This window comes from Ectopseudomonas oleovorans, assembly GCF_003052605.1.
GTDB classification, from domain to species: Bacteria; Pseudomonadota; Gammaproteobacteria; order Pseudomonadales; family Pseudomonadaceae; genus Aquipseudomonas; species Aquipseudomonas oleovorans_A.
Genome location: NZ_QASO01000032.1, coordinates 65,912 through 91,919 on the forward strand (window position 1 = coordinate 65,912; position 26,008 = coordinate 91,919).

Below are 26,008 nucleotides of genomic sequence, written 5' to 3' on the forward strand. Positions count from 1 at the left end.
GAAGCCGACATGCTGAACCTTGCCGAATACCGCCAGCGGCCCGCGCTGCTGGCCGACTGGCTGCCCTGGGCCGGGCTGATCGGGCCGGGCGTCGTCTTGAACAAGGATGGCTCGTTCCAGCGCACGGCGCGTTTTCGTGGGCCGGATCTGGACAGCGCCACGCAAGGCGAGCTGATCGCCACGTCGGCGCGCCTGAACAACGCACTGCGCCGCCTGGGGTCGGGCTGGGCCTTGTTCATCGAAGCTGAGCGCCGCGCTGCGGCGGGCTATCCGCGTTCCGAATTCCCCGAGCCATTGTCCTGGCTGGTGGAGGAAGAACGCCGCGCGGCCTTCCAGGAATCGGGCCAGCATTTCGAGAGTGCCTATCACCTCACGCTTGCTTATCTGCCACCAGAAGAATCTCGCGCCCGCGCTGCCAAGATGCTCTATGAGAACGCGCCGGGCGATGGCGTGGATTGGCAGGGGCGGCTGCAAGCCTTCGTCGCGGAAACCGATCGCGTCTTCGACCTTCTCGACGGCGTGATGCCAGAAGTTGCCTGGCTCGATGACAGCCAGACGCTGACCTACCTGCACGCCACTATTTCGACGCGGCGCTACCGCGTCGGCGTGCCCGAAGTGCCATTCCACATCGACGCGCTGCTGACCGACTCCGCGCTGGTCGGTGGCCTGGCGCCCATGCTGGGCGACCAGCACCTGCGCGTGGTGTCGGTGCGAGGCTTCCCGACTTCGACCTGGCCGGGGATTCTGGACGACCTCAACCGCCTGGGCTTTGCATACCGCTGGAGCACGCGCTTTCTCTGCCTCGACAAAGCCGAGGCGGAACGGGAGTTGGGGCGCCTGCGCCGCCAGTGGTTCGCCAAACGCAAGAACGTCATCGCGCTGCTGCGCGAAACGATCTTCCAGCAGGAAAGCCCGCTGGTCGATACCGACGCCAACAACAAGGCCGCCGATGCCGATGCCGCCTTGCAGGAGCTGGGCAGTGACCAGGTGGCCTTCGGCTACCTCACCGCCACAGTGACGGTGCTCGATGCCGACCCGGCCGTGGCCGACGAGAAGCTGCGCATGGTGGAGCGCGTCATCCAGGGTCGGGGATTCGTCACCATCCCCGAAACACTGAACGCCGTGGATGCCTGGCTGTCGTCTATTCCCGGCAATGCCTATGCCAACGTGCGTCAGCCCATCGTCTCAACGCTGAACCTGGCGCACATGATGCCGCTGTCGGCGGTATGGGCTGGGCCGGAGAAGAACGCTCACCTCGACGGCCCGCCGCTGATCGTCACACGCACCGATGGCGCGACGCCGTTCCGGCTGGTGACGCACATTGGCGACGTTGGCCACACGCTGGTCGCAGGGCCGACCGGAATGGGCAAGTCGGTCTTGCTCGCCACGTTGGCGATGCAGTTCCGCCGTTATCCCGGCTCGCGCATTTTCGCCTTCGATATGGGCCGCTCCATGCGTGCCACCATCCTCGGGCTGGGCGGCGAACATTACGACCTCGGTAACGATGGGGCGATCGCCTTCCAACCATTGGCCCGCATCGACCACGAAGGCTACCGCACCTGGGCCGCCGAATGGGTGGAAGGCCGTTTGCTGCACGAAGGCGTGGTCGTCGGCCCGGACGAGAAGGCGGCGATCTGGTCGGCACTCGGCAGCCTCGCCGGTGCGCCAACAGAGCAACGCACGCTGACCGGTCTGTCGGTACTGCTGCAATCGAACGCACTGCGCCAGGCGCTCGCGCCCTATGTGCTGGGTGGTGCCCACGGCAAGCTGCTGGACGCCGATTCTGACCGGCTGGGTTCCGGCAGCGTGCAGGGCTTCGAGATGGAAGAGCTGATGCACAGCAAGGCGGCAGTGCTGGCCGTGCTGGGCTACCTGTTCGCCCGCTTCGATGAACGCTTCGACGGCGCGCCCACGCTGTTGATCCTCGATGAAGCCTGGCTGTTCCTCGATGACCCGGTGTTCGCTGCCCGCATCCGCCAGTGGCTCAAGACGCTGCGCAAGAAGAATGTCGGCGTCATCTTCGCCACGCAGTCGCTGGCCGACATCAAGGATTCGAGCATTGCACCGGCAGTGATCGAAAGCTGCGCCAGTCGGATTTTCTTGCCCAATCCGCAGGCCACCGAGCCGCAGATTCGCACGATCTACGAAGGCTTCGGGCTGAACTCGCGCCAGATCGAGATCGTGGCGACCGCGCAGCCCAAGCGCGACTACTACTACCAATCGCGTCTGGGCAATCGCCTGTTCGACCTCGACCTGGGGCCAGCCACGCTGGCCTTCGCGGGTGCATCCACTCCGCAAGACCAACGCGACATGGATCGCGTGCTGCTGGACGCAGGCACACCGGGCTTTGCCGGTGCCTGGCTGCGCCATCGCGGCCTCGATTGGGCCGCTGATCTGCTGCCGTCCTCGCCGGTAGCAGCGTTCTTCCTCGCTTCTCAACCTCTGGAGGTTTCACCATGAAGACCCAACCCCGTTTGCTGTCCGCCTCGCTTGCCGCCGTGCTGTCGGTGTCGCTGCTGGCCGTCCAGCCCGCGTCCGCGCTGACGGTGTTCGACCCGTCGAACTTCGTGCAGAACACGCTGACCGCCATCCGCACGCTGGAGCAGATCAACAACCAGATCAACCAGCTCCAGAACGAAGCGCAGATGCTGATGAACCAGGCGCGCAACCTCGCGAATCTGGACTTCAACATCGTCAATCGCTTGCGTTCGACGCTGGCGACCACCGAACGCCTGATCGCCGAGGCACGCGGCCTGGCCTACGACGTGCAGAGCATGGATGCCACTTTCGCCCGGCTGTACCCGGAGCAGTACGCCGCGACGGTCAGCGGCGACCAGATGCTGCGCGATGCGCAGGAGCGCTGGAAAAACACCTTGAAAGGTCTGCATACCGCGATGCGGATGCAGGCGCAGGTGTCGCAGAACCTGGCGCAAGACGAAAGCGCGCTGTCCGATCTGGTCAGCCGGAGTCAGTCCGCAACCGGCGCGCTGCAAGCCATGCAGGCGACCAACCAGCTTCTGGCCCTGCAGGCCAAGCAATCCATTCAGGCGCAGCAGCTCCAGATCACGCAGGAACGCGCCGCCGCACTGGAACTGGCACGCCAAGCAGCGGCTGTCGAACGTGGACGTGAAGTGACGCGTCGCTTCCTGGGTGATGGCACGCCCTACACACCGCAGCGCGTGGATTTCTACGGCAACTGACGGGAGACGGCCATGCGATGCGCTTTCTTGCTGCTGCCCGTGCTGCTGGTCGCTTGCGGCCAGCAGCCGACCGAAGACCTGGCCGCTGCCCTGGCCGCCGACCCCGCGCGGCTCAAGGCTTTGCGTGCGCAGTGTGCAGCCGACAGGACGACGGCAGGCGAAGTCGCCTGCCTAGCGGCGACCGATGCTTTCCGGCGGCGCTTCTTCGCCGGGGAAACCGGGCCTGACGAGTTCCGCACGCTGGCCGATCTGCCGCCGATCCCGCCGAGCTTTGACACACTCGCCAGTGACCAGGACGCCATGCCTTTCGAGGGGGACGTGCCATGAATGACGTGACAGTGATCGACCGGTTTCTCGCTACTTTCTCGCGCTACATCGACTCGGGCTTTGGGCTGCTGCAGGGCGAAGTCGCGTTCCTCACAGCCACGCTGATCGTCATCGACATGACGATTGCCGGGCTGTACTGGGCGATGAGCCACGCCACCGGCCAAGGCGATGACGTGATCGCCAAGCTGCTGCGCAAGGTGCTCTACGTCGGTGCGTTCGCCTACATCATCAACAACTTCAACTGGCTGGCCAGCATCGTCTTCCGCTCATTCGCGGGCCTGGGCCTGACGGCCAGCGGCTCGACGATGAGCATGTGCGAATTCCTGCAACCGGGACGCCTGGCCAAGACCGGCATCGACGCGGCAGCGCCGATCCTTGAGCAGATCAGCGACATGGCGGGCTTTCCCGAAGTGTTCGTGAACATGACGCCCATCGTGGTCATGTTCCTGGCCTGGGCGGTGGTGATCCTGTGCTTCTTCGTGCTGGCGATCCAGCTCTTCATCACCTTGATCGAGTTCAAGCTGACCACGCTGGCGGGCTTCGTGCTGGTGCCTTTCGCCTTGTGGAACAAGACCAGCTTCCTCGCCGAAAAGGTGTTGGGCAATGTGGTGTCGTCTGGCATCAAGGTGTTGGTGCTGGCCGTGATCGTCGGCATTGGATCGGGCCTGTTCGCCGAGTTCCAGGTGCATCCGGCCGAGCCGTCCATCGACCATGCGGTGGTCATCATGCTGGCCTCGCTCACGCTTCTGGCGTTGGGGATCTTCGGGCCGGGCATTGCCACCGGGCTGGTATCCGGCGCGCCGCAGTTGGGCGCCGGAGCGATGGCCGGTGCTGCTGTGGGTGCCGCAGGCGCGGCGGTTGCCGTAGGTGCCGCCGCCGCCAGCGTTGGCGGTGCGGTGATGGCCGGGGCGCGCATGGCACCGGCTGCCGCCAAGCTCGCAGGGGCTGGCGCACGGGCTGCGACCTCGGCGGCTGGCAGCGCGAAGTCGGCTTTCCAGTCCGGTTCTGCCGCTGCGGGCGGCGGAGCCAAAGGCGCGATGGCAGGGCTGGGAAGTGTTGCCATGGGCGGCGCACAGACCGCTGGCCAGCGCGCTAGTGCAGGCATCAAGGCAGCGGCGGCCAAGGCTGCCGCGCCATTCAAAGCAGGCTGGCAAGGCTCCGGCACCGATGGTGGTACAGGCGGTGGCGCTGCCAGTTCCGGGCAGATCACCACAGGGGATGCCGCTGGCCACACGGCCAACGCGCAGAAGCAGGAACAACCCGGTTGGGCCAAGCGCCTGCAACGTCGCCAACGACTCACCCAAGCCACCACAACGGCCGCGCACACCCTGCGCGGTGGCGACGGCGGCGGTTCGGGCCAAGGCCCGAGCCTGCGCGATTCAGATAGCTGACTTTCAAGGAGAACCCCATGCGATTCAAACGACCGCAGGTGCGCTATGCCGATACACCGCAACCTGCCACCCCGTATCAAGCCGCTGCCCAGGTCTGGGACGAGCGCATCGGCTCGGCCCGCGTGCAGGCCAAGAACTGGCGGCTGATGGCCTTCGGCTGCCTGGTGCTCGCGCTGCTGATGGCCGGCGGCCTGGTGTGGCGCTCGGCACAGTCCATCGTTACGCCCTATGTCATCGAGGTGGATCAGTCCGGCCAGGTACGCACCGTGGGCGAAGCGGCCACGCCGTACCGGCCCACCGATGCGCAGACGGCACACCACATCGCGCGCTTCGTGACGCTGGTGCGCTCGCTGTCCATCGACCCGATCGTTGTGCGCCAGAACTGGCTCGATGCCTACGACTACACCACCGACCGGGGCGCGGCGGTGCTCAACGACTATGCGCGGGTGAATGACCCGTTCGCCCGTATTGGCAAGGAGTCGGTGACGGTGCAGATCACCAGCGTGGTTCGCGCCAGTGATGCGTCGTTCAACGTGCGCTGGACGGAACGCCGCTACGTCAATGGCGCGGCGGCCGGGCTGGAGCGATGGACGGCGGTGGTGTCCATCGTGCAGCAGACCCCGCGCACCGAAGAACGCCTGCGCCGCAACCCGCTGGGCATCTACGTCAATGGCTTGTCGTGGAGCCGTGAACTGGATTCTTCTGAAGGAGCCAAACCATGAATGCACATTTCCGTAAAACTGCATTGCCGGTGATCCTGCTGGCATCGACTGTCCTGTTTGCGGGCTGTGCCACGCAGGGCAAACCGCCGCCGATGATCTCGCTCGATGAGCCGGTGCAGGCTCAGCCATTGCCCGAGCCGCCCAAGCCCATCGAAGTGGTGGCAGTGCCCGAACCCTTGGCGCTGCCAGCGCAGTTGAAGCCGCTGCCGGACGTCGATGTGGCCCCGGCGGCACCGGAGCCTGCCGACGAGAAGGTGCGCGTTTCTCGTGCCAACGCCGAGGCACGCATCGCACCGACCCGCGAGGGCTACGTCAATGCGATCCAGGTCTGGCCCTTCACCGATGGCGCGCTGTACCAGGTCTATGCGTCCGTGGGTCGCGTGACGGTGATTGCGCTCCAGCCCGGCGAGGAACTGGTGACGGTCGCTGCGGGCGATACCGTGCGCTGGATCGTCGGAGACACCTCCAGCGGCAGCGGGGCCGATCTGCGCGTCAATGTGCTGGTCAAACCCATCCGTTCCAGCTTGAAGACCAATCTGGTCATTACCACCAGCCGCAGGACGTACCTGCTGGAACTGACTTCGACCGACAAGGCATGGATGGCGTCGGTGTCCTGGGACTATCCGAAAGACCGGATGCTGGCCTTGCAACGCCAGGCACAGGCGGCCAGCGCCGCCGCGCCGGTCGATACTGGCCTGTCGCTGGAGAAGATCCGTTTCCGCTACGCGGTGTCGGGCGGCAATCCGCCGTGGAAGCCGCTGCGCGCCTTCGACGATGGCGAGAAGGTCTATATCCAGTTCCCGGCAGGCATCGCCCAGGGCGAGCTGCCGCCGCTGTTCGTCATCGGCACACAGGGCGACGGGCAACTGGTGAACTATCGCTTCCGCTCGCCGTACTACATCGTGGATCGCCTGTTCGGTGCAGCAGAACTGCGCCTGGGGGCCGACAAGGGCGACGTGGTGCGCATCGAACGCACGGATGGCATTGCCGGGAGGAACTGAGCATGAGCCAGGACGATACCCCCGACCTTGCCACGCCTCAGGTGGACAAAGTGGCACCCGAGGCGGTGGCGCTGCGCGCCCAACCGCGTCCGGTCACGCGCCTGAACCGGCGCACGCTGGCTATCCTCGCTGGCGGCTTGTCAATTGGCGTGATGGGCGCGCTGATCTGGTCGCTGCAACCGCAGCAACGCGGCGCGGGTGAATCCACCGAGCTGTACAACGTGGATCGTGTGTCGCGCTCGGAAGGCCTCGACCAACTTCCTGCCGACTATTCCAAGTTGCCAGCGCTGCCGCCCGATGTGCCGGAGCTGGGGCCTCCTTTACCCGGCGACCTGGGGCCAGCCATCGTGAACTCGCAGCAGCCAGTTGCCGCCACCTATGCCGCACCCGGCTATGACCCCAACGATGCGCTGCGCAAGGAGGAAGAAGCAGCGGCAGCTTCATCGGTGTTCTTCCGCACGGGTTCCCCGCAGGCGGCGCCCGTGGCGCAGTCGCAGGTCGCTGCCGCACCAGGCTTCGCTGCCAATGCCGCTTTCGATCCGCTGGCTGCTGGCCCCGCCTCGACGGCGGCCCAGCCTGTTGATCCGACTGCCGTGCAGAATCGGCAAGACCAGAAAGAGGCGTTCCTGACAGGCGGATCTACGGAAACCCGTAACTCCGGCAACCTGCAAATGCCCACCTCGCCGTATCAGGTGATGGCTGGAACGGTCATTGCCGGGGCACTGGTCACGGGCATCAAGTCGGACTTGCCGGGCGACGTGATCGCCACGGTGACGGAGCCGATCTATGACACGGCCACAGGCAAGTTCCTGCTGATCCCGCAGGGTTCGCGCATCTTGGGCAAATACAACAGCCAGATCAGCTACGGCCAGAGCCGCGTGCAGGTGATGTGGAACCGCATCATCCTGCCGGATACGTCTTCGCTCACGCTCGACAACCTCGTCGGCACCGACCCCGCAGGCTATGCCGGCCTGGAAGACGATGTGGACTGGCATTGGGATCGGATCTTCGCCGGTGCAGTGCTGACGACGCTGCTGGGTGTGGGAGCCGAACTGGCCGCACCCGAGAACCGCCAGGACGGTGATCGCATGATTATCGCTGGACGCGACAGCCTGCAGGACACCGTGAACCAGGTCGGCCAAGAAGTGACCCGGCGCAACCTCAACATCCAACCCACGCTGACCAGCCGCCCTGGCTTGCCGGTGCGCATCATCGTCAACCGCGATCTGGTACTGCGGCCTTACCAGCCACTGTTCTTCAACAAGGGGACTTCACGATGAATACGACCAGGAAACTGCGGCTGGGGCCGCTGCCCAAGACCGAGAGCATGAAGCTAACCTTTGCCTGCCCGGCCAGCTTGAAAGCCGACCTCGACCGCTACGCCGCGCTGCACGCGCAGGCATATGGCGAGGCGGTCGATGCCACAACGCTGATCCCGCACATGCTGGAGGCGTTCATGGCCGGTGATCGGGGGTTCAGGAAAGGAAACGCCAGCAAGGCCTTGCCGCCGAAGCCAAGTTGAAGATGCAATTGAACCAGATTGACCATCACTCGAACGCGCAGCCCGAGGCTGCGCGTTCTTCGTTCTGGATGGGCTGCGAGGGAATGCACTAACATGACCAAACAAGCCTGCCAGCCGTTGGCAATCTCCATAGCTACAACGCGACCCGGCTTGCTTTCTCTAGGCTCTCATGTGGCTCCCAGCCCACAACGCCACATCCGCTGCTAGCGGTATGAAACAGAGCTAACTTATTGCCCCGTATATGGTTTCAAGCCTCGCGTGGTTTGCGCGAAAGACTTGACACTGGCCATTTTTTATGGGCTGCGGATCGTGAACTCGGGGCAATAAAAAACCGGCCTCCAGGGCCGGTTTTTCAAGAACCTGTCGCAGTTAAGCGGCAGCAGCTTCGCCCAGCGCCTTGATGTGCGCGTTCAGGCGGCTCTTGTGACGAGCGGCTTTGTTCTTGTGGATGATGCCTTTGTCAGCCATGCGGTCGATGACCGGAACAGCTGCAGTGTAAGCGGTTTTGGCAAGCTCGAGATCTTTGGCAGCAATAGCCTTGACTACGTTCTTGATGTAAGTACGAACCATCGAGCGCAGGCTGGCGTTATGGCTACGGCGCTTCTCAGCCTGTTTGGCGCGTTTTTTGGCAGAAGGTGAGTTGGCCACCGTCAAGCTCCTCGAAAACTGGGGGGTTACGACAAATAAGGCCGCGAATCATGCCGATCCATCTGCCTGCTGTCAAGTCTGATGACGCTTTCCTGTGCTGGCCTGACCAGTGGTGGCTCGCTACACTCGACGCCTTCGTTGGGTGGCGATTGTCCGCTACTGCACCTCTTTATGGAAGCCGAAATACCCCATGAATCTCCTCAAGTCCCTGGCTGCCGTCAGTTCACTGACCATGGTGTCGCGCGTGCTGGGGTTCGTGCGCGACACCATCATCGCCCGCACCTTCGGTGCCGGGGTGGCGTCGGATGCCTTCGTGGTGGCCTTCAAACTGCCCAACCTGCTGCGCCGCATTTTTGCCGAAGGGGCGTTCTCGCAGGCTTTCGTGCCGATCCTGGCCGAGTACAAGATGCAGCAGGGCGAGGAGGCCACGCGCACGTTCGTTGCCTACGTCTCTGGTTTGCTGACCCTGGCGCTGGCGCTGGTCACGGCCATCGGCGTGCTCGCTGCGCCCTGGATCGTCTGGGCTACGGCACCGGGTTTTGCCGATGAGGCCGAGCGTTTCGAACTGACGGTCGATCTGCTGCGGGTGACCTTTCCTTATATATTGCTGATCTCCCTGTCATCGCTGGCTGGCGCCATTCTCAACACCTGGAACCGTTTCTCGGTGCCGGCCTTCGTGCCGACCCTGCTCAACGTCAGCATGATCGTCTTCTCGCTGTTTCTGACGCCCTATTTCGACCCGCCGATCATGGCGCTGGGCTGGGCGGTGCTGGTCGGTGGCCTGGCGCAGTTGCTCTGGCAACTGCCGCACCTTAAAAAGATCGGCATGCTGGTGCTGCCGCGCCTGAGTTTCGGTGACATGGGCGTGTGGCGCGTGCTCAAGCAGATGGGGCCGGCGATCTTCGGCGTCTCGGTGAGCCAGATATCGCTGATCATCAACACCATTTTCGCCTCCTTCCTGGTGGCCGGCTCGGTGTCCTGGATGTATTACGCCGATCGTCTGATGGAGCTGCCCTCGGGGGTGCTGGGCGTGGCGCTGGGCACCATCCTGTTGCCGGCGCTCTCGAAAACCTACGCGAGCAAGGACCGCGACGCCTATCGCCACCTGCTCGATTGGGGGCTGCGTCTGTGCTTTCTGCTGGTGCTGCCTTGCACCCTGGCGCTGGCGATTCTCGCCGAGCCGTTGGTGGTCTCGCTGTTTCAGTACGGCAAATTCACCGCCAACGATTCGCTGATGACCCAGCAGGCGCTGATGGCCTATGCGGTCGGGCTGCTGGCACTGATTCTGGTGAAAATTCTTGCACCGGGCTTCTACGCCCAACAGAACATCAAGACGCCGGTGAAGATCGCCGTGGTCAGCCTGCTGGCGACCCAGGTGATGAATGCGCTGTTCGTCTTTGGCCTGGGCATGGCGCACGTCGGCTTGGCGCTGGCGATCAGTCTGGCGGCCTGCCTGAATGCCGGCCTGTTGTACTGGCAGTTGCGCCGTGCCGATATTTTCCAGCCGCTGCCGGGCTGGGGGCTGTTTCTGCTCAAGCTGGTGGTCGCGGTGGCGGTGATGGTCGCGGTGTTGCTGGGGCTGCTGCAGGTCATGCCCGCCTGGGCAGAAGGGGAGATGCTCGTACGCCTGTTGCGTCTCGGCGCGTTGGTAGCGGCTGGGCTGGTCGCCTACTTCGGCATGCTGCTGATATTGGGCTTTCGTCCGCGCGACTTTGCCCGGCGGGCCTTGTAGCGGTTTCAGGCGTCACGATGCCTGTTGTGCATGGCGTGCTGTGCGTATAATCGGCCACTTTGTGAACAAGAAGCGTGCTATGCAGCTGGTTCGAGGTCTTCATAACCTGCAGCCCCAGGCGCGGGGCTGTGTGGTCACCATCGGTAATTTCGACGGCGTTCATCGTGGGCACCAGGCCATCCTGGCGCGCTTGCGCGAGCGTGCCGCGGAATTGGCCGTGCCCAGTTGCGTGGTGATCTTCGAGCCGCAGCCGCGTGAGTTCTTCGGCCCGGACACCGCGCCGGCGCGTCTGACTCGCCTGCGTGACAAGCTTGCCCTGCTGGCCGGCGAAGGCGTCGACCTGGTGCTGTGCCTGGCCTTCAACCGCCGCCTGCGCGAGTTGTCGGCCGCCGAGTTCGTCCAGCGTGTGCTGGTCGAAGGCCTGGGCGTGAAGGATCTGGAGATCGGCGATGATTTCCGCTTCGGCTGCGACCGTGCAGGGGATTTCGAATTTCTCCAGGCTGCCGGCCAGCGCCATGGCTTCAGCGTCGATGCTTCGACCACGGTCGAAGTGCTCGGTGGCCGGGTCAGCAGCACGCGCGTGCGTCAGGCCCTGGCCGATGGCGATTTCGAACTGGCCGAAGCCCTGCTCGGCCGGCCGTTTCGCATCGCCGGGCGGGTATTGCACGGGCAGAAGCTTGGCCGCCAGCTCGATGCGCCCACTGCCAACATCCAGCTCAAGCGGCGCAAGGTGCCGCTGACCGGCGTTTATCTGGTGAGCTGTGAAATCGATGGCGTGATTCAACCGGGCGTCGCCAATATCGGCGTGCGCCCCAGCGTTGCCGGTGACGGCAGCGCCCATCTGGAAGTGCATCTTCTGGATTTTGCCGGCGATCTGTATGGCCGGCGTCTCTCGGTGGCTTTCCACCACAAGCTGCGTGATGAGCAGCGTTTCGCCTCGCTCGAGGCCTTGAAGGCGGCGATTGCCGCCGATATCGCCGCTGCCTGTGAATATTGGCAGAGCCACCCGCTGATGAAGAGCCCGAAATGACCGACTACAAAGCCACGCTGAACCTGCCCGATACCCAGTTCCCGATGAAGGCCGGCCTGCCGCAACGCGAGCCGCAGACCCTGCAGCGCTGGAACGAGATTGGCCTGTATAGCAAGCTGCGCAAGATTGGCGAAAATCGGCCGAAGTTCGTCCTGCACGACGGCCCGCCCTATGCCAACGGCAGCATCCACATCGGTCATGCGGTGAACAAGATCCTCAAGGACATCATCACCCGCTCCAAGACCCTGGCTGGTTTCGACGCGCCCTACGTGCCGGGTTGGGATTGCCACGGCCTGCCGATCGAGCACAAGGTCGAGACCACCTTCGGCAAGAACCAGCCGGCGGACCTGACCCGCGAGCGCTGCCGCACCTATGCCGGCGAGCAGATCGAAGGGCAGAAGGCCGACTTCATCCGCCTCGGCGTGCTGGGTGACTGGGACAATCCGTACAAGACCATGGATTTTGCCAACGAGGCCGGCGAGATCCGCGCCCTGGCCGAGATGGTCAAGCAGGGCTTCGTGTTCAAAGGCCTGAAGCCGGTGAACTGGTGCTTCGACTGCGGCTCGGCCCTGGCTGAAGCCGAGGTGGAGTATCAGGACAAGAAGTCCGATGCCATCGACGTCGCCTTCCCCATCGAAGACGTAGACAAGCTGGCCGCTGCCTTCGGCCTCAGCGAGTTGAGCAAGCCGACTGCCATCGTCATCTGGACCACCACGCCCTGGACCATCCCGGCCAACCAGGCACTCAACGTCCACCCGGAATTTACCTACGCCCTCGTCGACACCGGCGAGCGCCTGCTGCTGCTGGCTGAAGAACTGGTCGAATCCTGCCTGCAGCGCTACGGCCTGCAAGGTCAGGTGATCGCCACGGCGCAGGGCGCTGCGCTGGATCTGATCCGCTTCCGCCATCCGTTCTACGAGCGTTTCTCGCCGGTGTACCTGGCCGAGTACGTCGAGCTGGGTGCCGGCACCGGTATCGTCCACTCGGCGCCGGCTTATGGTGAGGACGACTTCCGCACCTGCAAAGCCTACGGCATGAGCAACGACGACATTCTCAGTCCGGTGCAGAGCAATGGCGTCTACACCCCGGACCTGCCGTTCTTCGGTGGCCAGTTCATCTGGAAGGCCAACCCGGCCATCGTCGAGAAGCTGGCCGAAGTCGGTGCGCTGCTCAAGCACCAGCCGATCCAGCACAGCTACATGCACTGCTGGCGCCACAAGACGCCGCTGATCTACCGCGCCACCGCACAATGGTTCGTCGGCATGGACACTCAGCCCAAAGAGGGCGAGTCTCTGCGTGAGCGTGCGCTGGCGGCCATCGAGCAAACCCAGTTCGTCCCGGCCTGGGGCCAGGCGCGCCTGCATAGCATGATCGCCGGCCGTCCCGACTGGTGCATCTCGCGTCAGCGCAACTGGGGTGTACCGATCCCGTTCTTCCTGCACAAGGCCACCGGCGAGCTGCACCCGCGCACCGTCGAGCTGATGGAAGAAGTCGCCAAGCGTGTCGAGCAAGAGGGCATCGAAGCCTGGTTCAAACTGGACGGCGCCGAGTTGCTTGGCGCTGAAGCAGCTGACTACGACAAGATCAACGACACCCTCGATGTGTGGTTCGACTCCGGTACCACGCACTGGCACGTGCTGCGCGGCTCCCACGACATGGGCCACACCGACGGCCCGCGCGCCGATCTGTACCTGGAAGGTTCGGACCAGCACCGCGGTTGGTTCCACTCGTCCCTGCTGACCGGCAGTGCCATCGATGGCCACGCGCCGTACAAGGCGCTGCTGACCCATGGCTTCGTGGTCGATGAGAACGGCCGCAAGATGTCCAAGTCGCTGGGTAACGTGGTTGCGCCGCAGGAAGTCAACGACAGCCTGGGCGCCGACATCATGCGTCTGTGGGTCGCCTCCACCGACTATTCCGGCGAGATGGCCGTGTCCAAGGTTATCCTGCAGCGTAGCGCCGATGCCTACCGCCGCATCCGCAACACCGCGCGCTTCATGCTGGCCAACCTCAACGGTTTCGATCCGGCCAAGGACCTGCTGCAGCCTGAGCAGATGCTCGACCTCGATCGTTGGGCGGTGGACGCGGCCCTGCGTCTGCAGGAAGAAATCATCGAAGCCTACGCCGATTACCGCTTCTGGAACGTCTACTCCAAGGTGCATAACTTCTGCGTGCAGGAGCTGGGCGGCTTCTACCTGGACATCATCAAGGACCGCCAGTACACCACCGCCGCCGACAGCGTGGCGCGTCGCTCCTGCCAGAGCGCGCTGTTCCACATCAGCGAGGCGCTGGTGCGCTGGATCGCGCCGATCCTGGCCTTCACTGCCGAGGAAATCTGGCAGTTCCTGCCGGGCGAGCGCAACGAATCGGTGATGCTCAATACCTGGTACGCCGGCCTGCAGCGCCTGCCGGAAGGCTTCGAGCTGGATCGCGCTTATTGGGATCGCGTCATGGAGGTCAAGGCCGCGGTCAACAAGGAGCTGGAGAACCTGCGCACGGCCAAGGCCATCGGTGCCAGCCTGCAGGCCGAGGTCACCCTGTTCTGCGACGACGCCAAGCAGGCCGACCTGGCCAAGCTCGGCGACGAGCTGCGTTTCGCCCTGATCACCTCGGCGGCGCAGACCGCACCGCTGGCCGACGCGCCGGCCGATGCGGTGGTGACCGAGGTCGAAGGTCTGAAGCTGAAGATCCTCAAATCCGCCCACGCCAAGTGCGGCCGCTGCTGGCACTTCCGCGCCGATGTCGGCAGTCATGCTGATCATCCGGAGCTGTGCAGCCGTTGCGTGAGCAACATCGAAGGTGAAGGTGAGGTGCGCAAGCATGCCTGAGTCCTCGCGTTTCGGGCATCTGCCCTGGTTGCTGTTGAGCGTGCTGATCCTGGTCGCCGACCGGGTGAGCAAGGACATCTTCGAGGGCACGCTGAGCATGTATCAGCGCATCGAAGTGATTCCGGGCTACTTCGACTGGACCCTGGCCTACAACACCGGCGCGGCATTCAGCTTCCTGGCCGATGCCGCCGGCTGGCAGCGCTGGTTCTTCGCAGCCATCGCCATCGTCGTCAGCGTCGTGCTGGTGGTCTGGCTCAAGCGCCTCAAGCGCCACGAAACCCTGCTGGCGGTGGCGCTGGCCATGGTCCTGGGCGGCGCGCTGGGTAACCTGTATGACCGCGTGGTGCTCGGCCACGTGGTCGACTTTATTCTGGTGCACTGGCAGAGCCGCTGGTTCTTCCCGGCGTTCAATCTGGCCGACACCTTCATCACCATCGGCGCCATCCTGCTGGCGCTGGATATGTTCAAGAGCGACAAGTCCGCGAAGGAGGCTGCGCAATGACAGACGTACGCATCGGTCCGGACAGGGAAGTGACCCTGCATTTCGCCCTCAAGCTGGAAAACGGCGATGTGGTCGACAGCACCTTTGACAAGCAGCCGGCCACCTTCAAGGTCGGCGATGGCAACCTGCTGCCCGGCTTCGAGCAGGCGCTTTACGGTTTCAAGGCCGGCGACAAGCGCAGTGTGCAGGTGCAGCCGGAGCAGGGCTTCGGCCAGCCCAACCCACAGAACGTGCAGATCATGCCGCGCAGCCAGTTCGACGGCATGGAGCTTTCCGAAGGCCTGCTGGTGATCTTCAACGACGCCGCCAATGCCGAGCTGCCGGGCGTGGTCAAGGCGTTCGACGACAAGCAGGTCACCATCGACTTCAATCATCCGTTGGCCGGCAAGGTGCTGGCCTTCGATGTGGAGATCATCGAGGTCAAGGCGCTGGATGCGGTGTAGACTGAACCTCTAACACGGAGGCCGCCCATATGAGTGTGCAACTTTCCCCCATCGTGTCGGAGTTCGAGACGCAGGAGCAGGCGGATATTCATGATCGCTGGTTTCGCCGCAAGGTAAAGGAGTCTTTGGATGACTCGCGTCCTGGTGTTCCGCATGACCAAGTGATGGCAGAAATGGAAGCCATCATTGTTCAGGCTGAAGCTCGGCAGCGAGGCCGTGGCTGATGTTGCCAATCATCTGGCGCGATAGCGCCAGAGCCGACTTGGCGGAAATCATCCGTTATATCGCTGATGAAGCCCCACAGGCTGCCAGGCAGCTTAAGAATTACCTTGAATCTGCCGTCTTGCCGTTGGCTGAACCCCCCTATCTGTATCGTTCCGCTCGGGTTCCCGGCACTCGCGAGCTGGTCGCCCATCCCAACTATGTCTTGGTCTACAGGGTGGCGGCCGAGTGCATAGAAGTGGTCAGCGTCCTTCATTCTCGCCAAGAATATCCTTGAGCCTTTGAATCACTCTGCATTCAATGCGCGGTGTAAATCGAGACAATCAACATGCTTATCAAACTCGCCAATCCCCGTGGCTTCTGCGCCGGCGTCGACCGTGCCATCGAAATCGTCAACCGCGCCCTGGAAGTCTTCGGCCCGCCGATCTACGTGCGCCATGAAGTGGTGCACAACAAGTTCGTGGTCGAGGACCTGCGCGCGCGCGGTGCGGTGTTCGTCGAAGAGCTGGACCAGGTGCCGGACGACGTTATCGTCATCTTCAGTGCGCACGGCGTGTCCCAGGCGGTACGCGACGAGGCCGCTCGGCGCGGTCTCAAGGTGTTCGACGCCACCTGCCCGCTGGTGACCAAGGTGCATATGGAAGTGGTGCGCTACAGCCGGGAAGGCCGTGAGTGCATCCTGATCGGCCACGAAGGCCACCCGGAAGTCGAAGGCACCATGGGCCAGTACGACGCCAGCAATGGCGGCACCATCTACCTGGTGGAAGACGAGGCAGACGTCGCCGAACTGCAGGTGCGTAATCCCGAAAACCTGGCGTTCGTCACCCAGACCACCCTGTCGATGGACGACACCAGCAAGGTGATCGACGCCCTGCGCGCCAAGTACCCGGCCATCGGTGGCCCGCGCAAGGACGATATCTGCTACGCCACGCAGAACCGCCAGGATGCGGTCAAACAACTGGCCAGCGAGTGCGACGTGCTGCTGGTCGTCGGCAGCCCGAATAGCTCCAACTCCAACCGCCTGCGCGAACTGGCCGAGCGCATGGGGACTCCGGCCTATCTGATCGATGGAGCAGAGGATCTCAAGCGTGAGTGGTTCGAGGGGGTGGAGGGTGTCGGTATCACGGCGGGCGCTTCGGCACCGGAAGTGCTGGTGCGGGGGGTGGTTGATCAACTGCGCGCTTGGGGCGCGACCGGCGAGACCGAACTCGATGGCCGCCCGGAGAACGTGACGTTCTCCATGCCCAAGGAGCTGCGGGTGAAGGCGCTGTAAGGCGCCTGATCAGCAACCTGTCTGGGTTGTCTTGTTCAATTTCAGGCGGCCCATCGAGTTGAGCACGATCTCTCGTTGTGCTGCCCTGCTTTGCGGATAGCAAAGTGTGATGGTGCCTGCCTGAAAGGCGCCGCCGGGGAGCTTGGCCCTGCCGCTGGGTGTGAATCTTATATAAGTGGCAACCGGTTGATTTCCCTGAATGTTCAAGGCGCTGTGCGTTTGCCCATTCCACAGCGTTGTTTCTGTTGAGTCACGACTATCGCTCCAGTTGTTGTCTGGGTGGATTTCCCATCCAGCGGCCCAAGAGCCGGAGCGCGCGGAAAGATAGACCGGTACGTTGCGTTTTATCGCCTCGCTGCGAGCCAGTGCTGCGGCCATGAGCAGGTCGTTCGAAGCGGCCCGTAAGCGATGATCGTGAATGAAGTTGTACAGGGTTGGCAGACCCAGGCCGATGGTTAGCGTCAGAATAACCAAGGCAATCATCAGCTCGGCCAGTGTGAATCCCTTCAAGTTTCTGTTCATGGCTCCTGCCTGTTCGCCGCAAGGCGCTAGAGGAGACTGAGGCCGCTTAATACACTAGATTAGCCAGTCGTCTCTGCCGGGAAGATCAAAACAGTGTAGTCGTGTAATCGTGGCTGCTACTTGAAGGAGGAGTTGAAACGTGCGAGCAAGCAAAGGTTTTACCCTGATTGAACTGATGGTGACGGTGGCGATCATCGGCATTCTGGCCGCTATCGCCTATCCCTCTTATACTCAGTACGTCGTTCGAGCCAATCGCGCTGAGGCCCAGTCCTACCTGATGGATCTGGCGCAGCGTCAGCAGCAGGTTCTGATGGATTCACGTGCCTATCTCAGCACTGTCAGTGCGCTGGGCGTGCAGGAGCCTGCTAGCGTGACGAAGAACTACACGGTAAGCATCTCCGGAGTAGGCACTGCTCCGCCGGCATTTACCATTACGGCTGCGCCCAAGGCTGGGACTGTGCAGGCTGGAGATGGTGATCTGGTGATTGATCAGAGTGGTGCCAAAACCTGGGCTGGAGGCGCGTGGTAATGGCCGGGCAATGCAGGCGGCGCCGCGTTGCGGGCTTGAGACATACCAGTCGGGGCTTTTCGCTGATCGAGTTGATGGTCGGGTTGGCTGTTCTGGCTATTTTGATCGCAATTGCAGTGCCTTCTTATCGCTCGATTATTGCCGAGCAGCGGGTGCGTGCGACGATTGCTGATCTGCACTCGGCAATTAGCTTGGCGCGCTCAGAGGCCATTAAGCGAAATCGTCAGATCACTCTGGCGCCAGCCGGCGGTGGCTGGTTAGCAGGGTGGGGGATTGCGAGCCCTGTATCGGGACAGCCGGCTATTCTGGCGCATACGCTGTCATCCGGAGTGGGCATAACCGGGCCGGGTTCTATTGCATTCAGTGCGTCCGGGCGAGTGTCGGCTGCTTCCGAGTTCGAAGTCAGTAGCGACACTACTGAATCACCAGACTCCGTAAGTTGCCTGACGCTTGGCCTGGATGGTCGCGCCAGCTCTGCCAAAGGAGGGTGTTAGGGTGAATGGTCAATATCGTCTTAACAGGCATCGTGGTTTCACCCTTATCGAGGTACTGGTTACCTTGCTGGTTCTGGCAATTGGCTTGCTTGGTTTGGCTGGCATGAACGCACGTATGCTCAATAGTCAGTTTGAGGCTTATCAACGTGCACAGGCGATGCTGCTCGTAGAGGATATGGCCAGCCGCATTCGCAGTAATCCAGCGGCAGCGCGTAGTGGTAATTACGGTTCCACTACAGAGTACGGCTTGAACAATGAAGTCTGCGGGACCGGTTATGACGTCGCCAAGGATTTGTGCGAATGGAACCAGGCGCTTCGTGGAGCCAGTGTGGCTTCCGGCGGCTCGCAATTGGGCAGCATTCTTGGGGCCAGAGGATGTATCGAGAACATCTCGACGCCTGCCAGTGGGCAGGCAGTGGTTCGGGTTACTGTTGCCTGGCAGGGGATGGCGCCAACGGTTGCACCTTCATTGGCGTGTGGGCAAGGCGATTATGGCGACGACAACTTGCGTCGGGCGGTCAGTGTCGATGTCGTTCTGGCCTATCTGGGGGTATGAGCATGAATAGCAGGCGTCTTGGAGTACCCGGCTTTCAGCGAGGGTTTTCCCTGATAGAAATCATGGTTGCCATGGTATTGGGCATCGTGATTTTGCTGGCAGTTTCTGAGGTATTCATCAGTAACAGTCGAACACGTGGTGAAATCGAGAAAACCGGGCGTCAGATCGAGAACGGTATTTATGCATTGGGGCTTATGGAAGATGAGCTGGCTAATGCAGGTTTCTGGGGCGAGGCAGGGGCTCAGCTTGTTGCGGCAACTCTGCCGCCACTGTGTCCGACTACTGAGGCCGACCTGATTAACGCAATGGGTTACCCGGTGCAGGGTGAGCTAAGTGGTACCAACTGCGCCAATAGTAAAACCGGTTCAGATTTTATTGCTGTGCGGCGTGCCAGCACTTGTGCTGCCGGAGTAAGTGGCTGTGCCGCGCTGCTTGCAGGCAGTTTCCACCTGCAGGTCGCTGCGTGTCAGAGCGAGTCGCCGGGCGCGGTTTTGCTGAAGAGTAATAGTGCACAACTTACCTACAGGCAGCGAAATTGCACGACTGCTGCACCAATCTACCGTTTTCTCAGTCGCGTGTACTACGTGAATGCCAGTGATGAACTGGTGCGCACTCAGTTGGATGGTTCGGTTTACAGCGCTGCGACTGCCTTGGTGGATGGCATCGAAATCATGCGTTTCGAGTATGGCATCGATACCGATGGTGACAGCGAAGTTGACGTTTTCACGGCGACCCCGACTACAGCTCAGTGGTCGGATGTGGTCGCCGTCAAGGTTTCCCTGATTGCACGCAATCTCGAAGCGACGGCTGGGTATGACGATACCCGAACCTACACTATTGCTGGCGCGTCTTATACGGTGCCGACGGCAGTGCGCTCCTTCAAGCGCCAGCTCTACTCGACGACTGTGCATTTGCGCAATGTTGCCGGGCGCAGGGAGTTGCCATGAATAATCTTGAGCAGATTCGTCAGCAGCGGGGCGTGGTGTTGTTGGTGGCGCTGATCATGCTGCTACTGATGACGCTGATGGTGGTCAGTGGTTTTAACCTGACCCAGACCAATCTAAAGGTCGTTCAGAACATGGAGAGCCGTAACCTTGCCAAGTATGCGGCCAATGCGGCCATAGAGGAGGCAATAAGTTCCGCGCAGTTCCTAAGTTCGCCTTCCAACGTATTTCAAACATCATGCGAGCAGTCTAATCGCAAGTGCTACGACTTCAATGGCGACGGCAGCGTCGATATTGCCGTAGTAATAGATAGCCCCAGCTGTGTGATTGTGTTACCGATCAAGAACTCCGCGTTGAATGTGACGGATCCGTCGGATGCCAGTTGCTTTATTCAGGACTCCGAGAACTCCATGTGCGTAAATTCTGTTTGGGAAATACGCGCAACGGCACGTGATGTGCTCACGGGGGCTGAGGTTGTTGTCCGGCAAGGCGTGGCGGTTCGTGCGACCAGTAACAATATAGCGACGGCTTGCCCAGCGTAACAGGAGAAATATGATGGAAAAGTATCTGGATTTGTTGAAGCGAGTTCTTCTGGTTGCTGGGCTGAGTATCGCGGGAGCAGTTCAGGCTGAGGATATCGATATTTTTATTGGTAACGATAGCAGTGTTTCCGGGCTGCCAAACGTTATTTTCGTACTCGACAATACCTCCAACTGGGCGCGGCAAAATCAGCAGTGGCCCGGCGGTTTGACCCAGGGGCAGTCCGAAGTTCGTGCTATCAAGCAGGCCCTGGTTGGCCTTGAGGGCAAGGTCAATGTTGGGGTGGTGGAGTTTACCACCGAAGGTAATGCCAATCAGGATGGCGGCTTTGTGCGCTTTCGCTTGCAGCAGCTTACGGAGTCCGACCCCAGCGGAGTGAACACTGTCGATAAGCTGAATACTGTCTTGACGACGATTGAAAACGATATCAATGGCAATCTTGAAAAGCGCAATTCCAATACGCCTTACGGCAACTTGATGTATGACGTTTACAACTACTTGGCGGGAGGTGCTCAGAGTTACAGCGGCGGTGGAACCAATGCTGAAAGAGCCGACGAGAGCGCTTACACTACGAACTACAGCCGGTTCCGCTCACCACTGAGCGCCGATAGCGCCTGCGGCAAAACTTATCTGATCTTTATCGGTAATCCGAATGCCCGTGGACCCTCGGGTGATGCGCTTGCTAATAGTAACGCGCTAAGAACGCTGTATAGCAGTTTAGGCGTGGCTGCGCCAGATGGCTTGGCAGAAAGTACTAGTCCTGCACCGTTACCCATGCCGAAATTTGCCACGATTGTAGAGGGTGGTACGGCGCTTGGTTATTCGAAGTCATGTTATGTCACCGCCGAAGATGCCGTGTCGGACTCAATTAACCAGTGTTCTCTTGATGAGGCGAAGACGAATGGCTTGTGTGACGGAAAAGAATTTTGTAGCTGCGCAAGTAGCCCCGTACTTCAGGGTAAATGTAAGGCTGGCGAAGCCAGGCTATCTGTGGTTGAGGGGGCTACTGTAAAAATTGAAGCGATTGATGGTGCCTTTGATACGGTATCTGGTCGTGCTTGGAATATGGATGATTGGTCTAAGTTTTTAAATCAGCAAGGCGTCCCGGTTAGTGTGAAGGTAGAGGGTGGGGAGGATTATATTCAGCGTGTCCCTGTTATTACCTACACAATTGATGTTTTCAATAAGCAACCTAATGAGCAGCATTCTGCTTTGATGTTTAGCGCGGCTAACGCCGGTGGCGGTACTTATTTTCAAGCCAAAAGTGAGTCGGCCATTGTCGATGCGATCAATACGGCTCTGTCGGACATCCTATCTGTCAGTTCGACCTTTGCGGCTGTCACCCTGCCGTTGAGTGCAACCAACCGCGCTCAGCAGGAGAACCAGGTCTTTATCGGTATGTTCCGCCCGGACCAGAAGGCCAAGCCGCGTTGGTTTGGCAACCTCAAGCGCTATCAGATCACCTTGTTCAACGGTCGCCCCGAACTGGCCGATGCCAATCGCAAGCAGGCTATCAACCCGCTTTCCGGTTTCGCCGCAGAGTGTGCCGAAAGCTTCTGGACCAGTGATTCGGGTACCTACTGGCAGTCATTGGGTATCACCCCGTCTCCGCTTAGCCAGTGCCGAGGCAGTGCCTACAGTGCGTGGTCGGATCTCCCTGATGGCCCATTCGTCGAGAAGGGCGGGGTGGCTCAGGTCTCCCGTCGCAGTGATCTCGATGCTCGTAATGTACTCACAGTTGGCGCATCAGGCCTGACTGCACTGACCAGTTCTGTGGTCGCTCAGCCCCTTCTGGACTACATCATCGGCACCGAACCAGGTGCTGGTGAAACGATGCCGGCAGCTGAGGTGCTGGCCACGGCCAGTGGGCGGCCGAGCATCCATGGCGACGTCATCCACTCACGCCCACTGACGATCAACTACGGCGGTACTACCGGGATCTTTGTCTACTATGGGGCCAATGATGGGCTGTTCAAGTCTGTACGTGCCGAGGATGGTGGAGAGCAGTGGTCGTTGTTGGCACCCGAGCATGTGGCAAAGATCAATCGGCTCTACCAGAACTCGCCGATTGTTGCGTTCCCGAATCAGGATATGACTGTAACGCCGACGCCGACGCCGACGGCCAAGGATTACTTCTTCGACGGCTCGATCGGGCAGATCGTGACTTACGACGAGAATAATCTAGTTGATAGGGCCTATATCTATCCTTCTATGCGTCGTGGCGGGCGGATGGTCTATGGCCTGGATGTAACGGATCCGACTGCGCCCGATCTTCTGTGGCGCTTTGGTTGCCCCAACCTCAACAACGACACCGGTTGCCCAACGGGCTTTGATGGATTGGGTCAGAGCTGGTCGACGCCACAGGGTGCTTTCGTGGAGGATACTAGTAACGAGGGGGCGAAGAAGGCGGTAGTTGTATTTGGTGGTGGATATGACAGTTGCCTGGACAGCGATCAGGCGGCCTATCCGTGCAGTTCATCCGCGAAGGGCAAGGGCATCTATGTTCTGGACGCAGCGAGCGGGGCAGTGCTTCGCGGGCCGGCGGATCTGCCGACTGATGCGCCCGTGGTGGCCGAGGTTGCGACTGTTGATATGGACTTCAACGGCACCGTTGATTTTGCCTATGCAGCGGACGCGGCCGGCGGGCTGTACAGGATTAACTTCGCCACATTGAACGAGAATGGGAGTATCACTGCCCTCGCACAGAGCGCCTGGTCAATCACCAAGATTGCCAACACGCTGGATACGACCCGGCGCTTTTTGAACCGGCCGACCGTTGCGGTTCTCCGCGACAGCGTTTATGTCACTCTTGGCTCGGGTAACCGTGAGCGCCCACTGGAAAGCAACTACCCCTATGTTTCCAGTGTCCAGGATCGCTTTTATGTCTACGTCGACCTGCCGGGCGCTGCACAAACGGAGGCGGTCAATTTGGATGGCAATCAATTGGGGGATGTCACTATCGCCGATGTAGATGCCAGCACCAGTTGCGAAGTCAGCGGGCTACGTGGTTGGTACATGGACATGAAAGGGCGGGGCGAACAAATCGTCAATTCTTCGGCCATTGCCGGTGGCCAAGTAATGTTCAACTCCTATCAGCCTGGAGGTGCTACAACACCGGGGCAGTGCTCACGGGCACTGGGTATCGCCAAGTCCTACCAGCGGAGCTTATTCAATCCGTCATCTTGTGACCGTGATACCAGTACTGAAATCGTGGGTGGTGGCATGCCTATTCCGCCAATCATCACGACCGTTCCGGTAGCGGACGAAGATGGAAACGGAGAACAGTTGGTGACCGTCTGTATTGGCTGCGAGGGCCTTAAGGTCAACGAGATCGTGCCGGAGACGGATCAAACCCGGCAGCGCATTTACTGGAATACGGATATTGATCGTTGATGTAACGGCACGTTTACCCGGTGATATGTGTCACGAGGCGCTGCTGATAAAGGCGAGTGATGAACGGCTGCGAGCTAAGGTGAATGGCGTAAGTTCGCGGTTGAGCCATAACGGCGTTTGCTCTTGCTGGTGCGACCTCTTCGTGTGCGCTGGGTATGCGACTGTGTTGAGCTGAGTCTGCAGGGGGGGCGAAGGCAAGCGGGGCAGCTAAATGCAGCCCTGTGGGCTCTCTCGGGCGACTGCCTAACTTTAGACTGGCATTGCCTGTCTCCTGCCCTAACCCATCTTTCGTTCTGCTAAGGTGCAGGCCCGCCATCGGCGGGCCTTTTCTTGTGCGCCCAGCATGGGCGCACTCTTGGAGGTGCAAGTCCTCCCGTGAGCTGGCCACAGTGAACGAAGCGAAGCGCAACTGCGTAAGGGTGACCGAGCGTGGGGAGGAAGCGTGGAGCGTAATCTGCGAGCCGATGGACAAGAATCGGATATGAGGCGCTGCCGAGCAGGGCGAGCGGGCAAGGAATCGCGAAGCTCTCGTGGCCAAGGCGAAGCGGCGTAAATCCGGCGGTTGTGCAGAGAAGGAGTGCGTTCTTACCTGGGGAGATCTCGCTTTACGCCTGAAAGGGCGACGGTGCTTGATCGGAGCGAGAAGTCAGCAGAGGCCGTAGTAGTCGAATAGCTGAGCCACTGTAGGCTCGAAACACCAGACGAAGGGCCGAACGAGAAGGAGCATCAAACGTCTTGTCGATGAGCCGTGCATTGCATCAGATGCCTGTGAGAACGGGGCGGGGCGTCCAGGATCGAGGTGAAGCCTCGATGCTACCGTCCAGCGATGAAGCACGCCTCCCGCGCCAAGGGTTGGGGGATGCAGGGCGATGCCTGTTGGAACAGGTTGTCGCACAGGAGAATATGCAGCGCGCCTGGAAGCGCGTGAAGGCGAACAAGGGAGGTGCTGGGGTGGATCGCCTGGACATAGTGCAGACCGAAGCCCACCTCAGGCAGGTATGGTCGAGTATCCGACGGCAACTGCTGGCGGGAACCTACCAGCCATTACCAGTACGGCGCGTATGCATACCGAAACCAGACGGAAGTGAACGAGAGCTGGGCATCCCCAGTGTGACCGACCGTCTGATCCAGCAAGCGCTGCTGCAAGTGCTGCAACCGCTGATTGATCCCACTTTCAGCGAGCATAGCCATGGATTCCGGCCAGGTCGCCGAGCCTGGGATGCGGTTTTGTCTGCCCAACGGTATGCCCAAGAAGGCTACTGCGTCGTGGTGGACGTTGATCTGTCCCAGTTCTTCGACCGGGTCAACCACGACATCCTGATAGAGCGTTTGAGTAGGCGCGTGAATGATGCTGGCGTGATCCGGCTGGTGCGGGCCTATCTAAATGCTGGAATCATGGATGGTGGTGTAGTGATCGAGCGATTGGAAGGCACGCCGCAAGGTGGGCCACTGTCGCCACTACTGGCTAACGTGCTGCTCGACGAGGTGGATAAAGAGCTTGAACGCAAAGGACATCGTTTTGCCCGTTACGCCGACGACTGTAACGTCTATGTGCGCAGCCAGAAGGCTGGCGAGCGGGTGATGGCCCTCCTCAAACGCTGCTACGACAAGCTGCGCCTGAAGATCAATGAATCGAAAAGTGCAGTGGCGAGCGTGTTTGAACGTAACTTCCTCGGATACTGCTTATGGCAAACCCACGATGGTGAGGTGCGGCGTGCCGTTTCGAAGAAGGCACTGGGGGTGTTCAAGCAGCAGATCAGGCAGCGTACTCGCCGTAATGGCGGGCGCAGCCTTGCCGAGGTGATCGAAAAGCTTTGCAGCTATCTGCCGGGATGGAAAGGCTACTTCAGCTTGGCGCAAACCCCGCGAGTCTGGCGAAGGCTGGATGAGTGGATGCGTCGAAGGCTACGAGCCCTTCAACTCAAACAGTGGCGACGCGGCAAGACGATCTACCGGGAACTGCTTCGTTTAGGGGGTACGCAGAGCGTGGCGCAATCGGTTGCGGCGCTGAGTCGCCGCTGGTGGCATAACAGCCTGACTGCCGGACACCAAGTATTGACGATCAGCTATTTCGATCGTCTGGGCATGCCAAGACTCTCCTGACCTCAACATCTCGAACCGCCCGGTGCGGACCCGCATGCCGGGTGGTGTGGGAGGGGAACGGCGGTAGCCGTCCCCTATCCCGATTT

25 protein-coding genes are annotated in these 26,008 nt (G+C 61.1%); 23 read left to right on the plus strand and 2 right to left on the minus strand.

Features of this window, described 5'->3' with window-relative positions; all coding sequences use genetic code 11:
• Positions 1-9: 9 nt before the first annotated feature.
• Genes trbE through DBO86_RS05735 form a run of 8 tightly spaced genes read left to right on the plus strand, consistent with a single transcriptional unit; the run spans position 10 to position 8,163 of the window.
• Positions 10-2,460: a conjugal transfer protein TrbE gene (trbE, locus tag DBO86_RS05700; protein WP_108233174.1), complete on the plus strand. Its 2,451-nt coding sequence runs from the start codon at positions 10-12 to the stop codon at positions 2,458-2,460.
• Positions 2,457-3,200 (plus strand): P-type conjugative transfer protein TrbJ, encoded by a 744-nt coding sequence (gene trbJ, locus DBO86_RS05705; protein ID WP_108233175.1) that lies wholly within the window; start codon positions 2,457-2,459, stop codon positions 3,198-3,200. Before trbE ends, trbJ begins: the two co-directional genes overlap by 4 nt.
• Positions 3,201-3,212: 12 nt before the next feature.
• Positions 3,213-3,527, plus strand: coding sequence for a hypothetical protein (locus tag DBO86_RS05710; protein WP_108233176.1), 315 nt, complete (start codon positions 3,213-3,215; stop codon positions 3,525-3,527).
• The gene (gene trbL / locus DBO86_RS05715) at positions 3,524-4,918 is read left to right on the plus strand and encodes a P-type conjugative transfer protein TrbL (protein WP_108233177.1); all 1,395 of its coding nucleotides are present in this window, start codon (positions 3,524-3,526) and stop codon (positions 4,916-4,918) included. The genes DBO86_RS05710 and trbL overlap by 4 nt, the downstream gene beginning before the upstream one ends.
• Before the next feature lie 17 nt (positions 4,919-4,935).
• Complete coding sequence (gene trbF / locus DBO86_RS05720; protein ID WP_019439181.1) at positions 4,936-5,640, plus strand: conjugal transfer protein TrbF; 705 nt, start codon at positions 4,936-4,938, stop codon at positions 5,638-5,640.
• A complete protein-coding gene (gene trbG, locus DBO86_RS05725; RefSeq protein ID WP_108233178.1) occupies positions 5,637-6,641 on the plus strand; it encodes a P-type conjugative transfer protein TrbG in 1,005 nt (334 codons plus the stop codon). Before trbF ends, trbG begins: the two co-directional genes overlap by 4 nt.
• A gap of 2 nt (positions 6,642-6,643) precedes the next feature.
• Entirely contained in the window at positions 6,644-7,921 is a 1,278-nt protein-coding gene (locus tag DBO86_RS05730) for a TraB/TrbI/VirB10 family type IV secretion system protein (RefSeq protein ID WP_108233179.1), read from the plus strand.
• Positions 7,918-8,163, plus strand: coding sequence for a DUF2274 domain-containing protein (locus tag DBO86_RS05735; RefSeq protein WP_108233180.1), 246 nt, complete (start codon positions 7,918-7,920; stop codon positions 8,161-8,163). The genes DBO86_RS05730 and DBO86_RS05735 overlap by 4 nt, the downstream gene beginning before the upstream one ends.
• A 369-nt stretch (positions 8,164-8,532) precedes the next feature.
• Here DBO86_RS05735 and rpsT read toward each other — a convergent pair whose 3' ends face one another.
• Positions 8,533-8,811 carry a 30S ribosomal protein S20 gene (gene rpsT / locus DBO86_RS05740; RefSeq protein ID WP_003243036.1) on the minus strand — a complete coding sequence of 93 codons (279 nt, stop codon included), beginning with the start codon at positions 8,809-8,811 and terminating at the stop codon, positions 8,533-8,535.
• Positions 8,812-9,001: 190 nt separating this feature from the next.
• On the opposite strand from rpsT, the gene murJ reads away from it, so the two are divergent.
• The 8 genes from murJ (at position 9,002) to ispH (ending at position 16,841) form a co-directional block, all read left to right on the plus strand.
• Positions 9,002-10,543: a murein biosynthesis integral membrane protein MurJ gene (gene murJ / locus DBO86_RS05745; RefSeq protein WP_108233181.1), complete on the plus strand. Its 1,542-nt coding sequence runs from the start codon at positions 9,002-9,004 to the stop codon at positions 10,541-10,543.
• Positions 10,544-10,622: 79 nt separating this feature from the next.
• Entirely contained in the window at positions 10,623-11,573 is a 951-nt protein-coding gene (gene ribF, locus DBO86_RS05750; protein ID WP_108233182.1) for a bifunctional riboflavin kinase/FAD synthetase, read from the plus strand.
• On the plus strand, positions 11,570-14,401 hold the full coding sequence (gene ileS, locus DBO86_RS05755; RefSeq protein WP_108233183.1) for an isoleucine--tRNA ligase: 2,832 nt from the start codon (positions 11,570-11,572) through the stop codon (positions 14,399-14,401). The genes ribF and ileS overlap by 4 nt, the downstream gene beginning before the upstream one ends.
• A complete protein-coding gene (lspA, locus tag DBO86_RS05760; RefSeq protein ID WP_108233184.1) occupies positions 14,394-14,903 on the plus strand; it encodes a signal peptidase II in 510 nt (169 codons plus the stop codon). The genes ileS and lspA overlap by 8 nt, the downstream gene beginning before the upstream one ends.
• Positions 14,900-15,346 (plus strand): FKBP-type peptidyl-prolyl cis-trans isomerase, encoded by a 447-nt coding sequence (locus DBO86_RS05765; protein ID WP_108233185.1) that lies wholly within the window; start codon positions 14,900-14,902, stop codon positions 15,344-15,346. Before lspA ends, DBO86_RS05765 begins: the two co-directional genes overlap by 4 nt.
• A gap of 29 nt (positions 15,347-15,375) precedes the next feature.
• Entirely contained in the window at positions 15,376-15,570 is a 195-nt protein-coding gene (relB, locus tag DBO86_RS05770; protein WP_108233186.1) for a type II toxin-antitoxin system RelB family antitoxin, read from the plus strand.
• Positions 15,570-15,845, plus strand: a complete 276-nt coding sequence (locus DBO86_RS05775) for a type II toxin-antitoxin system RelE/ParE family toxin (protein WP_108233187.1) — start codon at positions 15,570-15,572, stop codon at positions 15,843-15,845. The genes relB and DBO86_RS05775 overlap by 1 nt, the downstream gene beginning before the upstream one ends.
• A 51-nt stretch (positions 15,846-15,896) precedes the next feature.
• Positions 15,897-16,841 carry a 4-hydroxy-3-methylbut-2-enyl diphosphate reductase gene (gene ispH, locus DBO86_RS05780; protein WP_108233188.1) on the plus strand — a complete coding sequence of 315 codons (945 nt, stop codon included), beginning with the start codon at positions 15,897-15,899 and terminating at the stop codon, positions 16,839-16,841.
• A gap of 9 nt (positions 16,842-16,850) precedes the next feature.
• Here the strand turns inward: ispH and DBO86_RS05785 are convergent, their stop codons facing one another.
• Complete coding sequence (locus tag DBO86_RS05785; protein WP_108233189.1) at positions 16,851-17,363, minus strand: GspH/FimT family pseudopilin; 513 nt, start codon at positions 17,361-17,363, stop codon at positions 16,851-16,853.
• A 139-nt stretch (positions 17,364-17,502) separates the two neighbouring features.
• Here DBO86_RS05785 and DBO86_RS27030 point away from each other — a divergent pair, with 139 nt between their 5' ends.
• From DBO86_RS27030 to ltrA, 7 genes are all read left to right on the plus strand, one after another.
• On the plus strand, positions 17,503-17,892 hold the full coding sequence (locus DBO86_RS27030; RefSeq protein WP_108233190.1) for a type IV pilin protein: 390 nt from the start codon (positions 17,503-17,505) through the stop codon (positions 17,890-17,892).
• Positions 17,892-18,386, plus strand: coding sequence for a GspH/FimT family pseudopilin (locus DBO86_RS27215; RefSeq protein ID WP_108233191.1), 495 nt, complete (start codon positions 17,892-17,894; stop codon positions 18,384-18,386). Before DBO86_RS27030 ends, DBO86_RS27215 begins: the two co-directional genes overlap by 1 nt.
• Before the next feature lies 1 nt (position 18,387).
• Positions 18,388-18,942 carry a type IV pilus modification protein PilV gene (gene pilV / locus DBO86_RS05800; protein ID WP_167399096.1) on the plus strand — a complete coding sequence of 185 codons (555 nt, stop codon included), beginning with the start codon at positions 18,388-18,390 and terminating at the stop codon, positions 18,940-18,942.
• 2 nt (positions 18,943-18,944) lie between these two features.
• Entirely contained in the window at positions 18,945-19,889 is a 945-nt protein-coding gene (locus tag DBO86_RS05805) for a PilW family protein (RefSeq protein ID WP_167399097.1), read from the plus strand.
• Positions 19,886-20,428: a hypothetical protein gene (locus DBO86_RS05810; RefSeq protein ID WP_108233194.1), complete on the plus strand. Its 543-nt coding sequence runs from the start codon at positions 19,886-19,888 to the stop codon at positions 20,426-20,428. Before DBO86_RS05805 ends, DBO86_RS05810 begins: the two co-directional genes overlap by 4 nt.
• Positions 20,429-20,441: 13 nt before the next feature.
• The gene (locus DBO86_RS05815; protein ID WP_167399098.1) at positions 20,442-23,819 is read left to right on the plus strand and encodes a pilus assembly protein; all 3,378 of its coding nucleotides are present in this window, start codon (positions 20,442-20,444) and stop codon (positions 23,817-23,819) included.
• Between the two features lie 735 nt (positions 23,820-24,554).
• The gene (ltrA, locus tag DBO86_RS05825) at positions 24,555-25,922 is read left to right on the plus strand and encodes a group II intron reverse transcriptase/maturase (protein WP_108233196.1); all 1,368 of its coding nucleotides are present in this window, start codon (positions 24,555-24,557) and stop codon (positions 25,920-25,922) included.
• Positions 25,923-26,008 lie beyond the last annotated feature (86 nt).

Coding starts and splice junctions, on each gene's coding strand:
- trbE (WP_108233174.1), top strand. CDS start 10: ATGCTGAACCTTGCCGAATACCGCCAGCGGCCCGCGCTGCTGGCCGAC.
- trbJ (WP_108233175.1), top strand. CDS start 2,457: ATGAAGACCCAACCCCGTTTGCTGTCCGCCTCGCTTGCCGCCGTGCTG.
- DBO86_RS05710 (WP_108233176.1), top strand. CDS start 3,213: ATGCGATGCGCTTTCTTGCTGCTGCCCGTGCTGCTGGTCGCTTGCGGC.
- trbL (WP_108233177.1), top strand. CDS start 3,524: ATGAATGACGTGACAGTGATCGACCGGTTTCTCGCTACTTTCTCGCGC.
- trbF (WP_019439181.1), top strand. CDS start 4,936: ATGCGATTCAAACGACCGCAGGTGCGCTATGCCGATACACCGCAACCT.
- trbG (WP_108233178.1), top strand. CDS start 5,637: ATGAATGCACATTTCCGTAAAACTGCATTGCCGGTGATCCTGCTGGCA.
- DBO86_RS05730 (WP_108233179.1), top strand. CDS start 6,644: ATGAGCCAGGACGATACCCCCGACCTTGCCACGCCTCAGGTGGACAAA.
- DBO86_RS05735 (WP_108233180.1), top strand. CDS start 7,918: ATGAATACGACCAGGAAACTGCGGCTGGGGCCGCTGCCCAAGACCGAG.
- murJ (WP_108233181.1), top strand. CDS start 9,002: ATGAATCTCCTCAAGTCCCTGGCTGCCGTCAGTTCACTGACCATGGTG.
- ribF (WP_108233182.1), top strand. CDS start 10,623: ATGCAGCTGGTTCGAGGTCTTCATAACCTGCAGCCCCAGGCGCGGGGC.
- ileS (WP_108233183.1), top strand. CDS start 11,570: ATGACCGACTACAAAGCCACGCTGAACCTGCCCGATACCCAGTTCCCG.
- lspA (WP_108233184.1), top strand. CDS start 14,394: ATGCCTGAGTCCTCGCGTTTCGGGCATCTGCCCTGGTTGCTGTTGAGC.
- DBO86_RS05765 (WP_108233185.1), top strand. CDS start 14,900: ATGACAGACGTACGCATCGGTCCGGACAGGGAAGTGACCCTGCATTTC.
- relB (WP_108233186.1), top strand. CDS start 15,376: ATGAGTGTGCAACTTTCCCCCATCGTGTCGGAGTTCGAGACGCAGGAG.
- DBO86_RS05775 (WP_108233187.1), top strand. CDS start 15,570: ATGTTGCCAATCATCTGGCGCGATAGCGCCAGAGCCGACTTGGCGGAA.
- ispH (WP_108233188.1), top strand. CDS start 15,897: ATGCTTATCAAACTCGCCAATCCCCGTGGCTTCTGCGCCGGCGTCGAC.
- DBO86_RS05785 (WP_108233189.1), bottom strand. CDS start 17,363: ATGAACAGAAACTTGAAGGGATTCACACTGGCCGAGCTGATGATTGCC.
- DBO86_RS27215 (WP_108233191.1), top strand. CDS start 17,892: ATGGCCGGGCAATGCAGGCGGCGCCGCGTTGCGGGCTTGAGACATACC.
- DBO86_RS05805 (WP_167399097.1), top strand. CDS start 18,945: ATGAATAGCAGGCGTCTTGGAGTACCCGGCTTTCAGCGAGGGTTTTCC.
- DBO86_RS05810 (WP_108233194.1), top strand. CDS start 19,886: ATGAATAATCTTGAGCAGATTCGTCAGCAGCGGGGCGTGGTGTTGTTG.
- DBO86_RS05815 (WP_167399098.1), top strand. CDS start 20,442: ATGGAAAAGTATCTGGATTTGTTGAAGCGAGTTCTTCTGGTTGCTGGG.